Genomic DNA, 17,890 nt, shown 5'->3' with positions numbered 1-17,890 from the left:
CCACTTGTTCGCGTCAAGGTGGAGCAAGTTGGTCCGATCATGGGTTCGCATGCAGGAAATTGTTGTTTCAAGACGGGCAGATGCCACTCCTCACGCCGCAGCATTGATCGAGGGGCTGCGGGATATCGGTTATTCTCTAGAGACGGCCATTTCAGACATCATCGACAATTCGATTACCGCTGGCGCCCATCGGATCGAGATCGTCACGGAGACCTATTCGGACGAGCCCTACATCGCGATCATCGACGATGGCGAGGGCATGACGGAAGACGAACTTGTTGCGGCGATGCGACCAGGCAGCAGGAACCCGCTGGCCACGCGTGATGAACCCGACCTCGGTCGGTTCGGTCTCGGGCTCAAGAGCGCCAGCTTTTCCCAGTGTCGTCGGCTCACGGTCGTGTCTCGTCGTTCAGGGCAAACCAGCGCAGCCATCTGGGATCTTGATGATGTGGCCGAACGGAACGAATGGGCGGTGCAATTGCCCGATCATTTCGATCTCATCCCCGGCATCGAAAAGCTGGGGCAGAAGGGCACACTCGTGCTCTGGCAGAAACTCGACCGACTGACAGGCGGCTATTCCCACAATGCAGCCAAGCGCGCCGAGGTCATCAACCAGAGGATCGCGGAAACAGAGCGCCACCTGCGCCTCGTGTTTCATCGGTTCATGGAGAACGCCAAACCGCTGCGCATTCTCCTGAACGAGCGACTGCTTCGTCCCCTTGATCCGTTCGCTCGAAAGAACCCCGCGACGATTTCAGACCCGGAAGAAAAGCTGACCCTGATCAGGGGCGACGTGGAGATCCAGAGCTTCACGCTTCCTCATCACAAGCAGATGGGAAAGACGGAATGGGAGGATATCGGCGGGCCGGAAGGTCACCTGAAATCGCAGGGGTTCTATCTCTATCGCGGCAAGCGTCTGATCCTGCACGGCACGTGGTTCGGTCTATGTCGCCAATCGGAACTGACTAAACTGTCCCGGGTCAGGATCGACATACCCAACAGCATGGACGCGGACTGGAAGATCGATGTCAAGAAATCCTCGGCCCAGCTTCCGCCAGTCGTACGCGATCGCCTGAAAAAGGTCATCGAACGCATTCTCGCCGGTTCAAAGCGCACCTACAGCAAGCGGGGACAGAAGCTCGTCGATCATGAACGGCTGCCGATGTGGCACCGGATCCAGGCAGATGGGCAGATACGTTACCGCCCGAACATCGAGCATCCCGCATTTGCCGATTTTGCCGATAGCCTGCCCCCGGACCTCCGGCGGGGCTTCTTCAACTGTATTGCTCTGGTCGGGGCGTCATTGCCCATCGAAACGTTGCACGCCGACATGGCAGGCACAGCCGAGCAGATCGTTCCGGATCGGGTGGACGAAGACACGCTTGCCCAAGCCGTGCAGGCAACCCTCTCCGTCCTTCTTGGCGCGCGCAAGGATATCAAGGAAATCAAATCGCTCATGAAGGATGTCGATCCTTTCCGATCGGCCTGGGAAGATACGGAGCGCATCATTGCAGCGACGATCGAGACGAAGGAAGACAAGTGAAGCAGATCCTGAGCAGCCTCGAGGGCATGACGTCCATGTACATGGCGTCGCAGCCCGGCCCCCATACGGCGCAGTCGATCCGGGAGATCATCGCCCAACTGCGTGTCATGCCGATGTTCGCGGGCCAAGTCGAAGATGATGACGCAGAGGAACTCGCACGCCTGATCGAGGAGAAATACGGCATCAGCATGGGCTTTGGCGCCATTGTCGATGCAGAGGATTTCCGTCCCTGGCTGCATGACGCCCGGATCAACGGCGAGATCGGGGACTTCTATTGGGGCCGGTACCGCAAACTTCTGAACCTGAAGGGACTGCCGAAGTCGGTGATCGACGCGACGGACGAGGTGACGGATCGTGTGCTGGATCGTCTTGGCGATCCGCGCAATTTGAGCCCCTGGAGCCGCCGCGGGATGGTGGTGGGACATGTGCAAAGCGGCAAGACCGCCAACTACACGGGGCTGATCTGCAAGGCGGCAGATGCAGGCTATCGTCTGATCGTCGTGATCGCGGGCATCCACAACAACCTTCGCAACCAGACACAGGCGAGGATCGACGAGGGCTTCATCGGCCGGGATACCGGGCGACTGGCCCACGCAAACAAGGCGCAGCGTCAGAAGATCATCGGGGTCGGCCAATTCGACCAGCGCGAGTTTCCAGTGTCTCTCACAAACACCCTGCGCGACTTCAACAAGGCGACGGCGACCACGAACACCAGCCAGATCGGGCAATACAACGTTCCAGTGGTGCTGGTGATCAAGAAGAACACCAGTACGCTGAAGAACCTGCTGGAGTGGCTGAAGGAACATTCCGTTCACCAAGGCACCCAGATGGTCAGCCAGCCGATGCTGCTGATCGACGACGAGGCTGACAATGCCTCGATCAACACGGCCTATGCGCGTGACGAGGTGACCCGCATCAACGGCCAGATCCGCGAACTCCTCTCGCTTTTCCACCGCAGCTGCTACGTCGGCTACACGGCGACACCCTTCGCCAACATCTTCATCGATCCGGATACCGACGACGAGACGCTGAAGCAGGACCTTTTCCCGCGGCACTTCATCATCGGCCTCGACGCGCCGTCGAACTACTTCGGGGCGCAGAAGGTGTTCCTCGACGCCCGTGACCAGCACGTCCGCCTGATCGACGACAATGAGGACATCCTTCCGATGAAGCACAAGATCGACCATCCGGTCGACGTGCTGCCGGAAAGCCTGATCCGGGCCGTGCGCGCCTTTGTCGTCGCGCGGGCGATCCGGAATGCCCGCGGCCAGCAGGCCGCCCATGCCTCGATGCTGATCAACGCCTCACGCTTCACAGATGTCCAGGGGCGGTTGCGGTCTCGGGTGGCCGATGTGGTCGACAAGATGCGGGACGCGGTCGCGGTCGATGGGGCCAAGGGCAAGGTCGCTTTGCGCAACCCCGAGATTGCTGCCCTGCATGCGGTCTGGGAGTCCGAGTTCGCCGAGGCCGAGGGCGCGGACTGGCCCACCGTCCAAGCTCGCCTGCACGAGGTTCTGGTTGCAGCGCGTGTTGTCGAAGTCAACGCGTCGAAACGGTCGCAGCCGCTCGACTATGACCAGACCGGGGAACATGGCGTGACGGTGATCGCCGTCGGCGGCTTCTCCCTCTCGCGCGGCCTGACGCTGGAAGGGCTGACGATCAGCTACTTCCTGCGGAACTCCATGATGTATGACACGCTCATGCAGATGGGCCGGTGGTTCGGCTACCGGCCGGGCTACGAGGATCTGTGCCGGATCTGGATCCCTGCCGATGGTGTCGGCTGGTATGCCCATATCCACGAAGCGATGGACGACCTGCAGACCCAGCTGAAGCGCATGGAACTTGCCAAGGCCACGCCAGAGCAGTTCGGCCTCGCCGTTCGCAGCCATCCGGAATCGCTGATCGTGACGGCGCGGAACAAGATGGGGACGGGGCGCGAGTTCCCGATGAAAGTCGGTCTAGCAGGAAAGCTGGTCGAAACGACACGCATCCGCACAGATCGCGATCAGCTGGACCGCAACCGACAGGCCGGGCAGGCACTGGCGGCGGCAATCCAGGCCAGCGGGCTGGCACCGCAAAACCCTTCCCGCGGAACCCTCTTCAGCGGCGTCTCGGTCGATCTGATCCGCGATTTCCTGCGTGCATTCCGAGCCGATGCTTCTGATCCCCTCACCGATCCGAGGCTGATGTCGGACTACATAGATGCACGCGCCGACACCGAGCTCAGGGAGTGGGATGTCCTCTTCGCCAGCGCACAGAAGGCGGATGCGACATCCGCCAATCTGTCCGGGATCGACATGCGGGCCTTCGGCCGATCGGTCGGTGAGCCGGATCTGCGGCAGGGCGTCCTCGCAATCAGCGGCACCAGCAGACGCGTCGGTTCGCCTGGCGACGAGCGTGTCGGGCTGACCAGGGAACAGATCGACGCGGCCACCAATGCCTTTCGCGAAGAGCGGATTCGGGACGGAAAGCCCGTTCCGGAAACCCTTCCGCCCCGCATCTTCTGCGAGGTCAAGGGGCGCCGCCCGTTGATCATCCTCCGGTTCGTCGAACCTGTGGTTCCAGAAGAGCTGAAGGCAAAATCGCCATATCTGGTCTTGGCATGGAGCATCTGCTTCCCGCCATCCGAGGTTCAGGGTGGCACCGTGGAATACATCGTCAACACCATCCGGATGCGCGAGATGTTCGGCGAGGAAGAGATCGAAGAGGAGGCGCTCGGTGATACCGAATGACACGCCGTGGTCCGGCCTCGAGGCCGGGAAGGTGGATACGCGCCGGGTTTCGGCGTCGGCACGTTGGAACTGGTTCTGGGCGGTCATGCCCCGCGCCGATGTGGCCCTTGTCCTGCAACTGGCTGACCTGCCGAAACCCGCCCCGGAACTGCCCAAGCTCCGGAACCTCGAAATCCGGTTCCAGACGCTGCCAGGTGGTCCGATCCTATACATCCGTCTCAAGGACAACGCCCAGCTTGAACTGTTCGAGACCCTGTGCCGCGATGTGATGGCGGCGGGCGAGCTTGCCGATACCGAGGCTGAAGCCCTCGAACGCGCCATCGGCCGCACCTTCCGCTGGCACTACCTGCTTCGCGGCGGAAAGCTCGAAGTGCTTTCGGAGGAAGCCCAGAAGGGCCTGATCGGCGAGATCGAAGTCCTGAAGCTGCTGATTTCCACGCTCGGTGCCAAACCGGCGTTGACCGCCTGGACGGGGCCTTCTGGCGCACCAAAGGATTTCGAGCTGAAGGCCGACTGCATCGAGGTCAAGGCGAGGCGCGGGGCTTCGCAGCCCTTCGTGAAGATTACCAACGAGTTCCAGCTGGCAGATGTGCCGGATCGACGCCTGTGGCTGGCGGTGCTGGCCGTCGACAAGGTGCAGCCGCCGCACGGCCGCACGTTGACCGAGTATGTCTCGGAAGTCACCGAGCTTCTGGAACAGACCGAGCCTTCAGCGATCATGGACTGGGATCTGCACCTGGCTGACGCCGGATTTGACATCGTGCACGACTATTCGGCCTGGCGCTGGATCGTCTCGGCTCCCGATTTCCATGCTGTGACCGAGGACTTTCCGCGGATTGCCGCCCCCGTGCCACTCGGGTTGTCTGCGGTTTCCTACGCCCTTGCCCTTTCTGCCTGCACTCCATTCCGTACGGATTGGGGCGCGGTGCAAGAGAAGTTGAACGAAGCAGATCAGACATGAACGAATTAGAAGAATATCACCAGAACCTGATGGCCGATATCCGCCGCGAAGCGGACGCCAGCGGAGTCTTTCCTGTGGAAGCCTTCTTCGACCGGATGACCGAGCGGTTGACCGAGGCCGGTGAACTGGAAGTCGCAGATCGCGCCTATTTCCAGAGCGGTGAGGGTGCACAGAGACTGAGGATCGACGGCTATGCGGGTGATCCGCGGGACAGCGAAGGGGTGTTGGGGCTGATCGTGTGCGACTTCGCCGACAGCGACACCGTCCAGACCTTTGGCAAAGGGGATGTGCCCCCGATCCTGAACCCCCTGATCCGATTTCTGAAGAAGGCAAAGACCGAGGAATTCCGCGACTCGCTGAACGAGGCCAACCCCGCCTTCCAGGTCTCGGACCTGATCATCACGACCTGGTCGCAGGTCACAAAGGTCAAGTTGATCCTCATTTCCAACCGACAGTACATCGGCCGCGACGATACGGTGAAACTGGCCGACATCGGCGATGTGCCGATCACATGGTCAGTCTGGGATCTGGCGCGCTTCGAACGATTCGACAGGTCGGGACAGGCCCGCGAGGACATGGTCATCGACTTTGCCCGGGATTTCGGGGCGCCCCTTCCGGCGCTCAAGGCGTCGCAGACGGGAGCTGCCCTCGAAAGCTACCTCCTGATCGTGCCGGGGGAGCAGTTGGCCGCAATCTACGACAAGTGGGGCGCACGCCTTCTCGAGGCCAACGTCCGGTCTTTCCTTCAGGCAAGGGCCAAGACCAACAAGGGCATCCAGAAGACCATCAAGGAGGAACCCGAGCTCTTCTTCCCTTACAATAACGGCCTGTCAGCCACTGCCGATGCTGTGTCCTGCGTAAGGACGGATGACGGGATGGCCGTTGCGTCGATCAGCAACCTGCAGATCGTGAATGGCGCTCAGACAACCGGGTCAATCCACGCTGGGCTGAAGTCCGCGAAGGAGCAGCTCCCGCAAGTCTTCGTGCAGATGAAGCTGACTGTCGTTCCTTCCGACAGGTCTGAGGACATCGTGCCGAAGATCTCGGAATACGCGAACACCCAGAACAAGGTGAACGCTGCCGACTTCTTCTCGAACCATCCCTTCCATATCCGGATGGAACAGTTTTCGCGCAGCGTTCTCTTTCCGGCGCGTGCTGGCGAGCGTCATGATACCAAGTGGTTCTACGAGCGTTCCCGCGGTCAGTTCGTCAACGCGCGGCCGAAGGTGAAAGGGAAGGCCCAGACCGATTTCGACATCCAGTTCCCCAAATCACAGCTCTTCAGCAAGACCGATCTCGCCAAGTTCGAGTTCTCGGCGGCCGGCCAGCCGCACATCGTTTCGCGCGGGGCCCAGAAGAACTTCGCCGAATTCGCCAAGGACATCGGTGAATCATGGTCCAGGAGCGACGCCAAGTATGACGAGCTCTGGTACAAGCGGCTTGTCTCGAAGGCGATCGTGTTTCGCTGGCTCGAGACCGAGGTTCCGAAGCAGCCGTGGTACGAGGGCGGCTATCGCGCCAACATCGTCACCTACTCTATGGCGAAGGTGTTTCACGATGCCAACGGCGAGAAGCAGGTCCTCGACCTCGACGCGATCTGGAGACGGCAGTCTGTTCCGGAGGCCCTCCAGCGCGCTCTGCTTCTGGCAGCAGCAGAGGCACATGACGTCATCACCCACCCTCCCGCAGGTGTCCGCAACATGTCGGAATGGGCAAAGCAGCAGGCCTGCTGGAACGGGATGAAGGGTCGGACGCTGAACTATGGCGATGACTTCGAGACCTGCCTGACCCTCGTGGATACCGCCAAGGCGGCAAAGCGCGACGAGAAGGCAAAGAAGGCAATGACCGAAGGCATAAATGCCCAAGCGGAGGTCGTGACCTTGGGCGCCGAATTCTGGAGCGGAGTCTTGGCTTGGGGGCGCGAGCGGAAACGCCTGACGCCGAAGGACATGCAGATCCTCGAGGTCTGCGCATCCATGCCGCGCCGGATTCCCTCGGACCTGCAGGCACGCCATGCCCTTGATGTGCTCGGGCGCATGAGAGATCAGGGGTTCGGCGAGTCCTAGACTCCCCCCACCTATGGTTCCTCCCCGGCCCTGAACGTATGCGGGGGGGCGCAGCGCGGCGTTTCGCTAGCGTGAGGCATTTTCACCGGGGAAGCCAGGCGGAAGCCACCTTGCGCGCCGACGCCGGAAATCTTGAGTCAGATCAGCGGCTTGCGGAATCACGATCTGGCCGGGGTGGATTCCCGGCGGGAAGCCAGGGAAGCCACCTTCGGGGAAGCCAGGTGGCCAGAAGTCACCCCGGCAAGCCAATTCGTCAGAAGCTGTTGAATCCGCTTCACTTTTCGGGTTGACAGACCTGCCCCCATTGACCTACCCCTTGATCATCGAAGAATTGCGCCCGGAGGAACCCCCTCGCGGGCGCTTTTCATTTTCTTCCTCCACATATCCCGAGCCCCGCCCCATGGACCTCGTCTTCGCGCCGAGCCAGGTAGAGTCTTGGCCGATTGCCCGGCTGCGCCCCTATGCCCGAAATGCCAAGATGCACGGCGACGACCAGGTGGCGAAGATCGCCGCCAGCATGGCCAAGTTCGGCTGGACCGTCCCCTGCATGGTGGCCGACGATGGTGAACTGATCGCGGGCCATGGACGGGTGCTGGCTGCGACCATGCTCGGGTTGACCGAGGTGCCGGTGATCCGGCTCAGCCACCTCGACGAGGCGGAACGCCGAGCCTACCGGATCGCCGACAACAAGCTGACGGAGCTCGGCGAATGGGACGAAGCCCTGCTGCGCGACGAGATTGCGGGGCTGCTGGCCGAGGATTTCGACCTGACGCTGCTTGGCATCAGCGACGATGAGCTTGACGCGCTGCTGCGGGATCCCGACGCGCTGGGCGACGATGATCCGGTCGAGGGCGAGGACGATGTTCCGGAGCTTCCGGTCACGCCGGTGTCGGTGCCAGGCGACCTCTGGCAGGTGGGCGCGCATCGTTTGATCTGCGGCGACAGCACTGCGGCCGATGTCGTTGGGCGGCTGCTCGGTGATGTCCGTCCCCTGCTGATGGTGACCGACCCGCCCTATGGCGTCGAATACGATCCCTCCTGGCGCAATCAGGCTGGCGCGGCCAAGACGAAACGCACGGGTAAGGTGCTGAACGACGACCGGGCCGACTGGCGCGAGGCTTGGGCGCTGTTTCCCGGCGACGTCGCCTATGTCTGGCACGGCGCGCTGCATGCCGCGACAGTGGCCGAGAGCCTGGCGGCCGCGGGTTTCGCCATCCGGTCGCAGATCATCTGGGCCAAGGACCGGCTGGTGCTCAGCCGGGGCGATTACCACTGGCAGCACGAACCCTGCTGGTATGCGGTGCGCGCCAAGGGCAAGGGTCACTGGGCGGGGGACCGCAAGCAGACGACGCTGTGGCAGATCGCCAACCGGGATCAGGATGCCGATACGGTCCACGGCACGCAGAAACCGGTGGAATGCATGCGGCGGCCGATCCTGAACAACTCGAGCCCCGGCCAGGCGGTCTATGAACCCTTCATGGGATCCGGCACCACGCTGATCGCGGCCGAAACCACAGGGCGGGTCTGCTTCGGGATCGAGTTGAACCCGGCCTATGTCGATGTCGCCATCGAGCGCTGGCAGTCCTTCACCGGACTGGAGGCCGTGCTGGCGGAAACCGGCGAGACCTTCGCCGCCCTCAAGGCAAAGCGGCTCGCGGCATGAACGCGCCCCTCCTGCCCGGCCGGATCGAACACTGGCCGCTGGCCCGTCTTCGCCCCTATGCGTGCAATGCCAAGACCCATGACGCCGATCAGGTCGCGAAGATCGCTGCCAGCATGGCCGAGTTCGGCTGGACCGTGCCGGTGCTGGTCGCAGCCGATGGCGAGCTGATCGCGGGCCACGGCCGCATCCTGGCCGCGGCCCAGCTCGGGATTGCCGAAGCGCCGGTCATCATATTGGGCCATCTGACCGAGGCGCAGCGCCGCGCATATCGGATCGCCGACAACAAGCTGACCGAACTGGGCGGGTGGGACGAGGCGCTGCTGCTCGAGGAACTGCGCGGGCTGATGGCCGAGGACTTCGACCTCGGGCTGATCGGCATCCCCGAGGACGAACTGGACGCGCTGTTGCACGATGCCGATGACCGCGCGCCCATCGACGACGACACGGCCGACACCATCCCCGAGGCCCCGACCGAGCCGATCACCCGCCCCGGCGACATCTGGGCGCTGGGCGATCATCGCCTCATCTGCGGCGATGCAACCGACCCGGCCGTGGTGGCGCGTCTGATGGAAAGGGCGCAGGCCTCGCTCCTGTTCACCTCGCCGCCCTACGCGCAGCAGCGCGACTATGGCGCGGCGAAGGAAAAGGTCGGCGATTGGGATGCGCTGATGCAGGGCGTCTTCTCCGCAGCGCCGGTCACCGTCGATGCCCAGCTGCTGGTGAACCTCGGCCTCGTCCATCGCGATGGCGAATGGATCCCGTATTGGGACGGCTGGCTCGACTGGATGCGCGCGCAAGGCTGGCGCCGCTTCGGCTGGTATGTCTGGGACCAGGGGCCCGGCCTGCCCGGCGACTGGAACGGCCGCCTGGCACCTTCCCATGAGTTCATCTTCCACTTCAACCGCCAACCCCGTAAGCCGAACAAGACCGTGGAAAGCAAGCACGCAGGCGAAACCCTCGGCGGCGGTGGCCTCCGCGGCGCCGACGGCACGGTCCACCGCAAGACCGGCTACGGCAACGCGATCCAGAGCCACCGCATCCCCGACAGCGTCTTCCGCATCATGCGCCACAAGGGCGGGCTGGGTGCCGCCGGATCGCACCCGGCCGTCTTCCCGGTGGCGCTGGTCGAGGCTGTGCTGGAGGCCTTCACCGGCCCCGGCGACCTGGTGTTCGAGCCCTTCTGCGGCTCCGGCACCCAGCTGATCGCCGCGGAACGCACCGGACGGCGCTGCTTCGCGGTGGAACTGGACCCGGTCTACTGTGACGTCGCTGTGCGGCGGTGGGAGATGGCGACAGGGCGGACAGCTTGCTGGGAGAATAAATGAATTCGCGCTACGATTCGACCTGTCTCGCTATCAAGCACCTAATCTTCCTATGTATTTCTCTTGTTCTTCATAGTCGATCTGTGTCCACTCCTCTGCCCCTTGAAACCCGGGATATGCCGTGTTCCGCTTTGGACCGATCGAACGGATCAGAAGTGCTTCAAGGTCACCTATCGTCGTTCGCGTATCGTCGGTCAAATTCTCGTCGGGCTGGTTAAGTTGAAGAATTCTGCTTCGCGGGTCAGGATTGCCAATGGGGTGAAAACCGAACCAAGAGAAGCGATCCCACTTGTCTTGAAGGTGGTCGGTGAGATGGTCTTTCAATCGCTTCCCAAGCCCTTGAGCGCGTGTCAGACCGACGTAGGCTGGACCATACTCGTCAAAAAGGATGTAAATGCCTTGCTGGTGCCGGAAATCAGCTACGCGGATGTTTCCCCGGTTGGCACCGATCCGCCCGAGTAACCGAAACCCATTTCGATTGCCTTGCCCAGGATTCCAGTCAATCTCGCTCGCACGCCAAAACAACCCAAAGCTCGTCACTTTCAAAGCATGTCTCCTGATGTTTTTCTGAGACTTGCAAGATCAGCGCTTGAAAACAAGAAGCTTCGCCGCCGCTCGGTTGAGACGGCGGTGCTGTGTGACAGACTCTGAAGGCTCAGGCGGGCATCTTGTAGACCGTCCCCCGGCCCTCGACCTTCTCGGCGGCGATGGGCAGACCCAGCTTCTTCTTCAGCGCCCCCGAGATGCAGCCGCGGACGGTATGGGCCAACCATCCTGTCGCCGCGACCATTTCGGCGACCGTCGCGCCCTCGGGGCGCTGGAGCATGGCGATGATCTGCGCCTGCTTGGTGCCGGCGCGGATGGCGACGGGTTTCGCGGTGGCGGTGTCGTCGGGTATCTGTGCCGGGTCCGGCTTCGGCTTGGCCTTCCGCACGCTAGCGACGGCGCTGGCCGTCAGCGGCTCGATCCCGATGGCCTCCAGCCCGGCCTCGGTGGCGATCAGCGTGGTGCCGTGGCCGTCGCCGGTTTCGCGCCACAACGGCTCGCTGCGGCGCAGGTTGGCCTCGACCTCCTCGAGCCAGCCGCGGGCGATCATCTTGCCGACGACCATCTTGGCGGCGGCGCCGACCAGCCCCTCGGGCAGCGGCAGGGCGAGGTTGCCGGGACGTGTCGCGGCGCGGGACAGGATCAGGGACTGGGTGTCGGACGGGGTGGTCATCGGGGCCTCCGTGGCTGTGGGCGCGCGGTGTGCGCGCCTTCTACGGAGGCAAGCCCCGTCCTCGAACGGGGCGGCCTTCGCGCCGTGGGGGCGCGTCAGGCGGCGTGTTCGCCTTCCTTGAAGGCGCTGTCGGAGATCTGGCGCAGCAGGCCCGCGTAGTGCTCCAGCGTCCCGACATGGCCCCAATGGATCTCGTCGGGGTGGGTCTCGAAATGGTCGTCGCTGAGGGCCTTCAGGCGCTCCAGCATGATGTCGATCTCGGCCTTGGCGGCGATGAAGGCGTCGATGGCTTTGGAGTTGTCGGTGGCGCGGCGGGTAGTCATGGCGGGGCGTCCTTCGGTGAGTTGCATCGTTCCGGTGCCAACACCATCGCTCTGTCGGGCGAATGATCGTAGGCAAATCGCAGCAATATCAGCGCTTTCTGATCATTCCGGTCAGATCAGCCGCATCTCCGCCAGCGTGCGGCTGGCGGCACCAAGCTGGGCGGTCGGCAGTTCGATCTTGAGGTGCGACAGGACGTCGGTGGCCTCGGCCGGGATCCCGCTCTCGCGCAGCGCCTGCTCGATAACCTCGGCGATGGCGTCCGGGCGGCTCAGATCAAAGCCCTCGGGAAGGGTGGAATAGTCGATACGGATGGTGGTCGTGGTCATGATGAAGCCCTCCTGGGGTCGGCGCGATGCGGCCTGCTGATGGACGACAGAATCGCTCCAGAGGGGGAGACAATCAACGGGAATGATCTTCTTTTTCTGTTTATTTTCAATATACTAACAGGCTTCACAGCGCCATGAAAGGCATGAGCGAACGCGAGTACGCGGCCCATTCCGGCCTGTCTCGCGGCGGGGTGCAGAAGGCGCGCAAGAACGGGCGGCTGGTGGTCCACGACGACGGGTCGATCAACGCCACGGCCTCGGACGTACGCCGGGCGGAGATGACGGATCCCGACCAGCAGCGCCGGTCCCTCGGTGGTGACGGGCTGGCAAGCGGTCCCGGCGACACGACATCCTACATCAAGGCCCGCACGGCGCTCACCGTCTACGCGGCGCAGGAACGCCAACTGGCCGTGCAGAAGAAGAAGGGCGCGCTGGTCGACCGTGCGCGGGCGGAAACACTGGTGTTCCGCCTGGCGCGGCAGGAACGCGATGTCTGGGTCACTTGGCCCGGACGGGTAGCCGCGCTGATGGCGGCGCAGATCATGGCGGAGGTGGAACGGCAATCCGGGGCATCGGTGACGATCGAGACCGCGATCATGCAGAGGGTGCTGGAAACCCATGTCCGCGAACAGCTCGACGCCCTCGCCGACCTCCGGGTCTCGCTTGCATGATGAGGACGATGACAACGACCTGACCGAGGGTCTCGACCTCGGATTCGACGGGGCCGAGGACCTGCTGAGGGTCTGGCGGCAGGGAATGCGCCCCGATCCGAACCTGACGGTGTCGGAATGGGCAGATCAGCATCGCTGGCTGTCGTCGCGCGGCGCGGCCGAACCGGGGCGCTACCGCACCGCCCGCGCGCCCTATCTGCGCGAGATCATGGATGCGCTCTCGCCCGGCCATCCGGCGCAGCGCATCACCTTCATGAAGGCGGCGCAAGTCGGCGCGACCGAGGCCGGGAACAACTGGATCGGCTTCGTCATCCATCACGCGCCGGGGCCGATGCTGGCGGTGCTGCCGAGCCTGGAACTGGCCAAGCGCACATCGCGCGGCCGTCTTGATCCACTGATCGCGGACAGCCCCGCCCTGCGCGAACGGGTGAACCCTGCCCGGTCGCGCGATGCCGGCAACTCGATGCTGTCGAAGGAATTCCCAGGCGGCATCCTGGTGCTGACCGGTGCCAATTCGGCGACCGGCCTGCGGTCGATGCCCGCGCGCTATGTGTTTCTGGACGAGGTCGACGCCTATCCGGCCTCGGCCGACGAGGAAGGCGATCCGGTCACGCTGGCGGAAGCGCGGACCACGACCTTCTCGCATCGACGCAAGGTGTTCATGGTCTCGACGCCGACGATCCGGGGTCTGAGCCGGATCGAGCGGGAATTCGAGGCTTCTGACCAGCGGCGCTACTTCGTGCCCTGCCCGCATTGCGGGGCGATGCAGTGGCTGCAGTTCGACCGCCTGCGCTGGGCGAAGGGGAAGCCGGAAACCGCCGCCTATCACTGCGAGGGCTGCGAGCGTCCCATCGCCGAGCACCACAAGACCGAAATGCTGGCCCGCGGCGAATGGCGGGCAACAGCGGTTTCCAGGGATCCGAAGGCCATCGGCTTCCATCTCTCGGCTCTCTATTCGCCGCTCGGGTGGAAAAGTTGGTCCGACGTCGCGCGGGAATGGCTGGCGGCCCAGGGGTCGGACGAGACGCTGCGCGCCGCACGCAACACGCTGCTTGGCGAAACATGGGTCGAGTCGGGCGACGCGCCGGAATGGCAGCGACTGGCGGATCGGCGCGAGGCGTGGAAGCCGGGCACCGTGCCGATGGCGGGGCTGTTCCTGACGGCCGGTGCCGACGTCCAGAGAGACCGGATCGAAGTCGACATCTGGGCCTGGGGCCGGGGCATGGAAAGCTGGCTGGTCGATCACATCGTCATCCCTGGCGGCCCCGATGATCCGGCGGCCTGGGACAAGCTGACAGCGCTGTTAGGGAAGAGCTGGCAGCATGCCAACGGCGCCTTCATGACCGTGGCGCGGCTGGGCATCGACACCGGGTACGAGGCCGCGGCGGTCTACGCCTGGTCGCGCAAGGTCGGGTTCGAACAGGTCGCGCCCCTGAAGGGGCTTGAGGGCTTCAACAGGGCGGCACCGGTCTCGGGCCCTACCTATGTCGATGCAACCATCGGCGGCAAACGCCTCCGTCGCGGCGCGCGGCTGTGGTCGGTGGCCACGGCGACCTTCAAGGCGGAGACCTATCGGTTCCTGCGGATCGAGCGGCCAAGTGATGAGGACCACGCGCTCGGCGCGCTGAACGCCCCAGGCACGATCCATCTTCCTGGCTGGGCCGACACCGAATGGCTGAAGCAGCTGGTCGCCGAACAGCTGGTCACAATCCGCAACAAGCGCGGCTATGCCCATCAGGAATGGCAGAAGATGCGCGAGCGGAACGAGGCGCTGGACTGCCGGGTCTATGCCCGCGCCGCGGCGTGGATCCTCGGCGCCGATCGCTGGGACGAGGCCACCTGGCGGCGCCTCGAAGCGCAGGCGGGCGTGGAAACGCGCATGCCAACGACCATGGCGGCCGAATCCACTCCGGACCCGGCCCAACCCAAGGCCGGAACACTGACGACGCCGCGCCGGAAACGGCGGGCCTATACCCCGAACTTCATGAGGGACTGATGGATCTCGACCGCATGCAGGCCCTGCTGACAGCATTGCAGGAAGCCCGCTTCGCCGGGCTGCGCAGCGTCAGCTACGACGGCAAGACCGTGACCTACGGCTCGGACGCCGAACTGGCCGCGGCGATCCGGGATCTGGAAGGGCGGATTGCAGCAGCCTCGGCCACGCCCCGTCGCCGCCGCTGGGGCACCGTGGCCACGAAGGGTCTGTGACCATGGTGCTCGACGCCTTCCGCGCGCGCCTTGGCTCGATCATCGGCGGGTTTGACGCCGCACAATCGCATCGGCGCATGCGTGGCTTCCGCGCGAGCCGCGCCCATGTGAACACCCTGATCGCGGCCTCGGGCGAGACCATCACCGCCCGCGCGCGCTGGCTCGTGCGCAACAACGGCTATGCCGCGAACGCCGTTGATGCCTTCGCGAACCATGTCGTCGGTGACGGGATCAAGCCCTCGTCGAAGATCGCGGATGCGGCGAAGAAGGAGGCGCTACAGAAGCTCTGGCTCGCCTGGACCGACGAGGCCGATGCCGAGGGCCTGACCGACTTTTTCGGCCTCCAGCGCCGGGCGGCGCGCGAGGTGTTCCTGGCAGGAGAGGTGTTCCTGCGCATCCGCACACGGCGGCCGGAGGACGGGCTGACCGTCCCGATGCAGCTGCAGATGCTGCCATCCGAGATGCTGCCGCAGGACATGACCCGCGTCCTGCCCGGCGCGGGATCGATCCGGCAGGGGATCGAATTCGACGGCATCGGGCGGCGGGTGGCCTACCACTTCCTGCGTCGCCATCCGGGGGACATGACCGATCCGGGGCTGGCTGGTGAGACGGTGCGCGTGCCCGCGTCCGAGGTCATCCACATCCTCGACCCTGTCGAGGCGGGCCAGCTGCGCGGCGTGTCGCGCTTTGCCGCGGCCGTGGTGAAGCTCTTCACGCTGGACCTCTACGACGATGCAGAACTCGAGCGGAAAAAGACCGCGGCGATGTTCGCGATGTTCATCACCTCCCCCGCCCCGGAAACCGCCCTCGATCCGGCCGAGGACGATCTGGAGGTGGAACCCGGCCAGGTGGTGCGACTGGATCCGGGTGAGAACGTCACGACGCCATCGACGCCGGATTCCGGGTCCACCTATGAGCCGTTCCAGTACCGGACGCTGTTGCAGATCGGCGCCGCGCTGGGCGTGCCCTATGGCTATCTGACCGGCGACACCGCCAAGGGGAACTTCTCGAACACCCGGATCGCGCTGGTCGACTTCCGCCGCCGCATCTCGGCCTTCCAGCATTCGGTCATGGTCTACCAGCTATGCCGTGCCGTCTGGACGCGCTGGATGGACATGGCCGTGCTGGCAGGCGCCATCGACCTGCCCGGCTATGTCACCGACCGGCGCACCTGGCTCGCCTGTGACTGGCTTCCCACGAAATGGGACTGGATCGATCCGGCCAAGGATGCCTCGGCCGAGATCCTGCAGATCGAAGCGGGCCTGAAATCCCGCACACAGGCCATCGCCGAGCGCGGCTATGATGCTGAACAGGTTGACCGGGAAATCGCTGCGGAACGCAAACGCGAGGCCGAGCTGGGTCTCGACTTCCGGCGGCCGGGGTCACCGGCGCAGGCGGCGGGTGGCGGCGCGGGGCCGGGTGATGCCGAGCGCCAACGACAGGATCAGCAGGAAGAAGGCAATCAGGACGATGTTGACGAGGATCGGGAACCCCGGCCTGCGGAGGAAGGATGATGCATCACACCCAGATCGCCCAGCGCGTCTTCAACACCCCGCTGATGGTCGATCCCGCCAAGGCACTGGCCTTCCTGACCGGCCTTGGCCCGCGGATCACCGGCCGCGAGATCAGCGTCGAGGGAATGGCTGTGGATCCCGAGGATCAGGTCACCGGAACCCTTCCCGCCCGCGCATCGCTGTTCGGCGACGAGCTGACCAGCCGTCAGGCACGCAATGGCGGCCAGCCCTTCGCGGTCGTGGACGGGATCGCGGTCATCGAGATCGCTGGCACGCTGGTGCATCGCGGGGCATGGATCGGGCAATCCTCCGGCCTGACCTCCTACGAGGGGATCGCGGCCCAGCTGCAGGCGGCCCTCGCCGATCCAGCCATCCGTGGCATTGCGCTCGACATCGACAGCTTCGGCGGCGAGGTCGCCGGGGCCTTTGACCTCGCCGACCGCATCCGCGCAGCGCGTCAGGTCAAACCCGTGCAGGCCTTCGTCGCCGACCACGCGCTCTCGGCCGCCTATGCGCTGGCCTCCCAGGCCGACCGCATAATCCTGCCCCGCACCGGCGCCGTCGGCAGCATCGGCGTCGTGGCCCTGCACAGCGACATGAGCGGGGCACTGGACCAGAAAGGGATCGCCGTCACGCTGATCCACGCAGGCGCCCGCAAGGTCGATGCAAACCCTTACCAGCCGCTTCCCGAGGCCGTCCGCAACCGGATCGCGGGCGAGCTGGAAGACCTCCGCCAGCTCTTCGCGGAAACCGTCGCAGAAGGTCGTGGACGCCGTCTCGACACCCAACGCGCGCTGAGCACCGAAGCCGCCGTGTTCCGCGGGGAGGCCGCAGTCTTCGCCGGTCTCGCGGATGAGGTCGCCGATCCCGTCACTGCCTTCCGCGCTTTCGCCGCCGCACCTCGCGGCACAATCACCCCCAGAGGAAAGGGCCCAATGATGTCCACTGCCCCCGAAGACCATGCGCAGCCTGCGGTCGCGCCTGCCGCCAGCCCCGCGCCGGAACCGACCCCGACCACGGCAGTCACACCGCCGCAACCCACGGCGGCCGCGATGTCGCCCGAGGCGATCCGCGCCGAGGCGGCAGAGGTCGCGCAAGTCTGCGCACAGGCCGCGCGCCTGGGCATCCAGATCGATGCTGCGGATGCCGTCTCCAAGGGCGTGAAGCCCGAGGCGCTGCGCGCGAAGGTGCTGGCCGATCTCGCCGCGCGCAGCGATGCCGCGGGCATCATCGCCACCGCCCCGGCGGCGGGTGCCAAGGAAAGCCCCATTGTCGCGGCCGCGAAGAAATCGGCCGCCGCCTCGCGCTGACGCGCACCGCCCGGATCGGGCGCCCCCACCC

Annotated in this window: 15 protein-coding genes; 11 read left to right on the top strand and 4 right to left on the bottom strand. The window is 64.6% G+C overall.

Features of this window, described 5'->3' with window-relative positions:
* Positions 1-49 precede the first annotated feature (49 nt).
* The 6 genes from LPB142_RS07100 to LPB142_RS07075 all read left to right on the top strand — a co-directional run bounded on the left by LPB142_RS07100 (position 50) and on the right by LPB142_RS07075 (position 10,290).
* Positions 50-1,543 carry an ATP-binding protein gene (locus LPB142_RS07100; protein ID WP_071165941.1) on the top strand — a complete coding sequence of 498 codons (1,494 nt, stop codon included), beginning with the start codon at positions 50-52 and terminating at the stop codon, positions 1,541-1,543.
* The gene (locus LPB142_RS07095) at positions 1,540-4,275 is read left to right on the top strand and encodes a Z1 domain-containing protein (RefSeq protein ID WP_071165940.1); all 2,736 of its coding nucleotides are present in this window, start codon (positions 1,540-1,542) and stop codon (positions 4,273-4,275) included. Before LPB142_RS07100 ends, LPB142_RS07095 begins: the two co-directional genes overlap by 4 nt.
* Complete coding sequence (locus LPB142_RS07090) at positions 4,262-5,236, top strand: PD-(D/E)XK motif protein (protein WP_071165939.1); 975 nt, start codon at positions 4,262-4,264, stop codon at positions 5,234-5,236. The genes LPB142_RS07095 and LPB142_RS07090 overlap by 14 nt, the downstream gene beginning before the upstream one ends.
* The gene (locus tag LPB142_RS07085; protein ID WP_071165938.1) at positions 5,233-7,302 is read left to right on the top strand and encodes an AIPR family protein; all 2,070 of its coding nucleotides are present in this window, start codon (positions 5,233-5,235) and stop codon (positions 7,300-7,302) included. The genes LPB142_RS07090 and LPB142_RS07085 overlap by 4 nt, the downstream gene beginning before the upstream one ends.
* Before the next feature lie 400 nt (positions 7,303-7,702).
* Positions 7,703-8,965, top strand: a complete 1,263-nt coding sequence (locus tag LPB142_RS07080) for a DNA methyltransferase (RefSeq protein ID WP_071165937.1) — start codon at positions 7,703-7,705, stop codon at positions 8,963-8,965.
* A complete protein-coding gene (locus LPB142_RS07075; protein WP_071165936.1) occupies positions 8,962-10,290 on the top strand; it encodes a site-specific DNA-methyltransferase in 1,329 nt (442 codons plus the stop codon). The genes LPB142_RS07080 and LPB142_RS07075 overlap by 4 nt, the downstream gene beginning before the upstream one ends.
* Positions 10,291-10,320: 30 nt before the next feature.
* On the opposite strand, the gene LPB142_RS18400 is transcribed toward LPB142_RS07075, so the two are convergent.
* The 4 genes from LPB142_RS18400 to LPB142_RS07060 all read right to left on the bottom strand — a co-directional run bounded on the left by LPB142_RS18400 (position 10,321) and on the right by LPB142_RS07060 (position 12,156).
* A complete protein-coding gene (locus LPB142_RS18400; RefSeq protein ID WP_083392612.1) occupies positions 10,321-10,833 on the bottom strand; it encodes a GIY-YIG nuclease family protein in 513 nt (170 codons plus the stop codon).
* A 109-nt stretch (positions 10,834-10,942) separates the two neighbouring features.
* Complete coding sequence (locus LPB142_RS07070; protein ID WP_071165935.1) at positions 10,943-11,506, bottom strand: DUF3489 domain-containing protein; 564 nt, start codon at positions 11,504-11,506, stop codon at positions 10,943-10,945.
* Positions 11,507-11,601: 95 nt separating this feature from the next.
* Positions 11,602-11,829, bottom strand: a complete 228-nt coding sequence (locus LPB142_RS07065) for a hypothetical protein (protein ID WP_071167161.1) — start codon at positions 11,827-11,829, stop codon at positions 11,602-11,604.
* Between the two features lie 111 nt (positions 11,830-11,940).
* Positions 11,941-12,156 (bottom strand): hypothetical protein, encoded by a 216-nt coding sequence (locus LPB142_RS07060; protein ID WP_071165934.1) that lies wholly within the window; start codon positions 12,154-12,156, stop codon positions 11,941-11,943.
* 134 nt (positions 12,157-12,290) lie between these two features.
* Here LPB142_RS07060 and LPB142_RS07055 point away from each other — a divergent pair, with 134 nt between their 5' ends.
* The 5 genes from LPB142_RS07055 to LPB142_RS07035 are packed head-to-tail and all read left to right on the top strand — an operon-like array spanning position 12,291 to position 17,859.
* Positions 12,291-12,827, top strand: a complete 537-nt coding sequence (locus tag LPB142_RS07055; RefSeq protein ID WP_071165933.1) for a hypothetical protein — start codon at positions 12,291-12,293, stop codon at positions 12,825-12,827.
* Entirely contained in the window at positions 12,775-14,823 is a 2,049-nt protein-coding gene (locus tag LPB142_RS07050; RefSeq protein WP_071165932.1) for a phage terminase large subunit family protein, read from the top strand. The genes LPB142_RS07055 and LPB142_RS07050 overlap by 53 nt, the downstream gene beginning before the upstream one ends.
* Positions 14,823-15,035, top strand: a complete 213-nt coding sequence (locus LPB142_RS07045; RefSeq protein ID WP_071165931.1) for a phage head-tail joining protein — start codon at positions 14,823-14,825, stop codon at positions 15,033-15,035. The genes LPB142_RS07050 and LPB142_RS07045 overlap by 1 nt, the downstream gene beginning before the upstream one ends.
* 2 nt (positions 15,036-15,037) lie before the next feature.
* Complete coding sequence (locus LPB142_RS07040) at positions 15,038-16,549, top strand: phage portal protein (protein ID WP_071165930.1); 1,512 nt, start codon at positions 15,038-15,040, stop codon at positions 16,547-16,549.
* A complete protein-coding gene (locus tag LPB142_RS07035) occupies positions 16,549-17,859 on the top strand; it encodes a S49 family peptidase (RefSeq protein WP_071167160.1) in 1,311 nt (436 codons plus the stop codon). Before LPB142_RS07040 ends, LPB142_RS07035 begins: the two co-directional genes overlap by 1 nt.
* Positions 17,860-17,890 lie beyond the last annotated feature (31 nt).

The sequence above is a fragment of the Rhodobacter xanthinilyticus genome, from assembly GCF_001856665.1.
GTDB classification, from domain to species: Bacteria; Pseudomonadota; Alphaproteobacteria; order Rhodobacterales; family Rhodobacteraceae; genus Rhodobacter; species Rhodobacter xanthinilyticus.
Note: the sequence above shows the minus strand (reverse complement) of the source record. Positions and strands in the feature narration are given on the sequence as shown.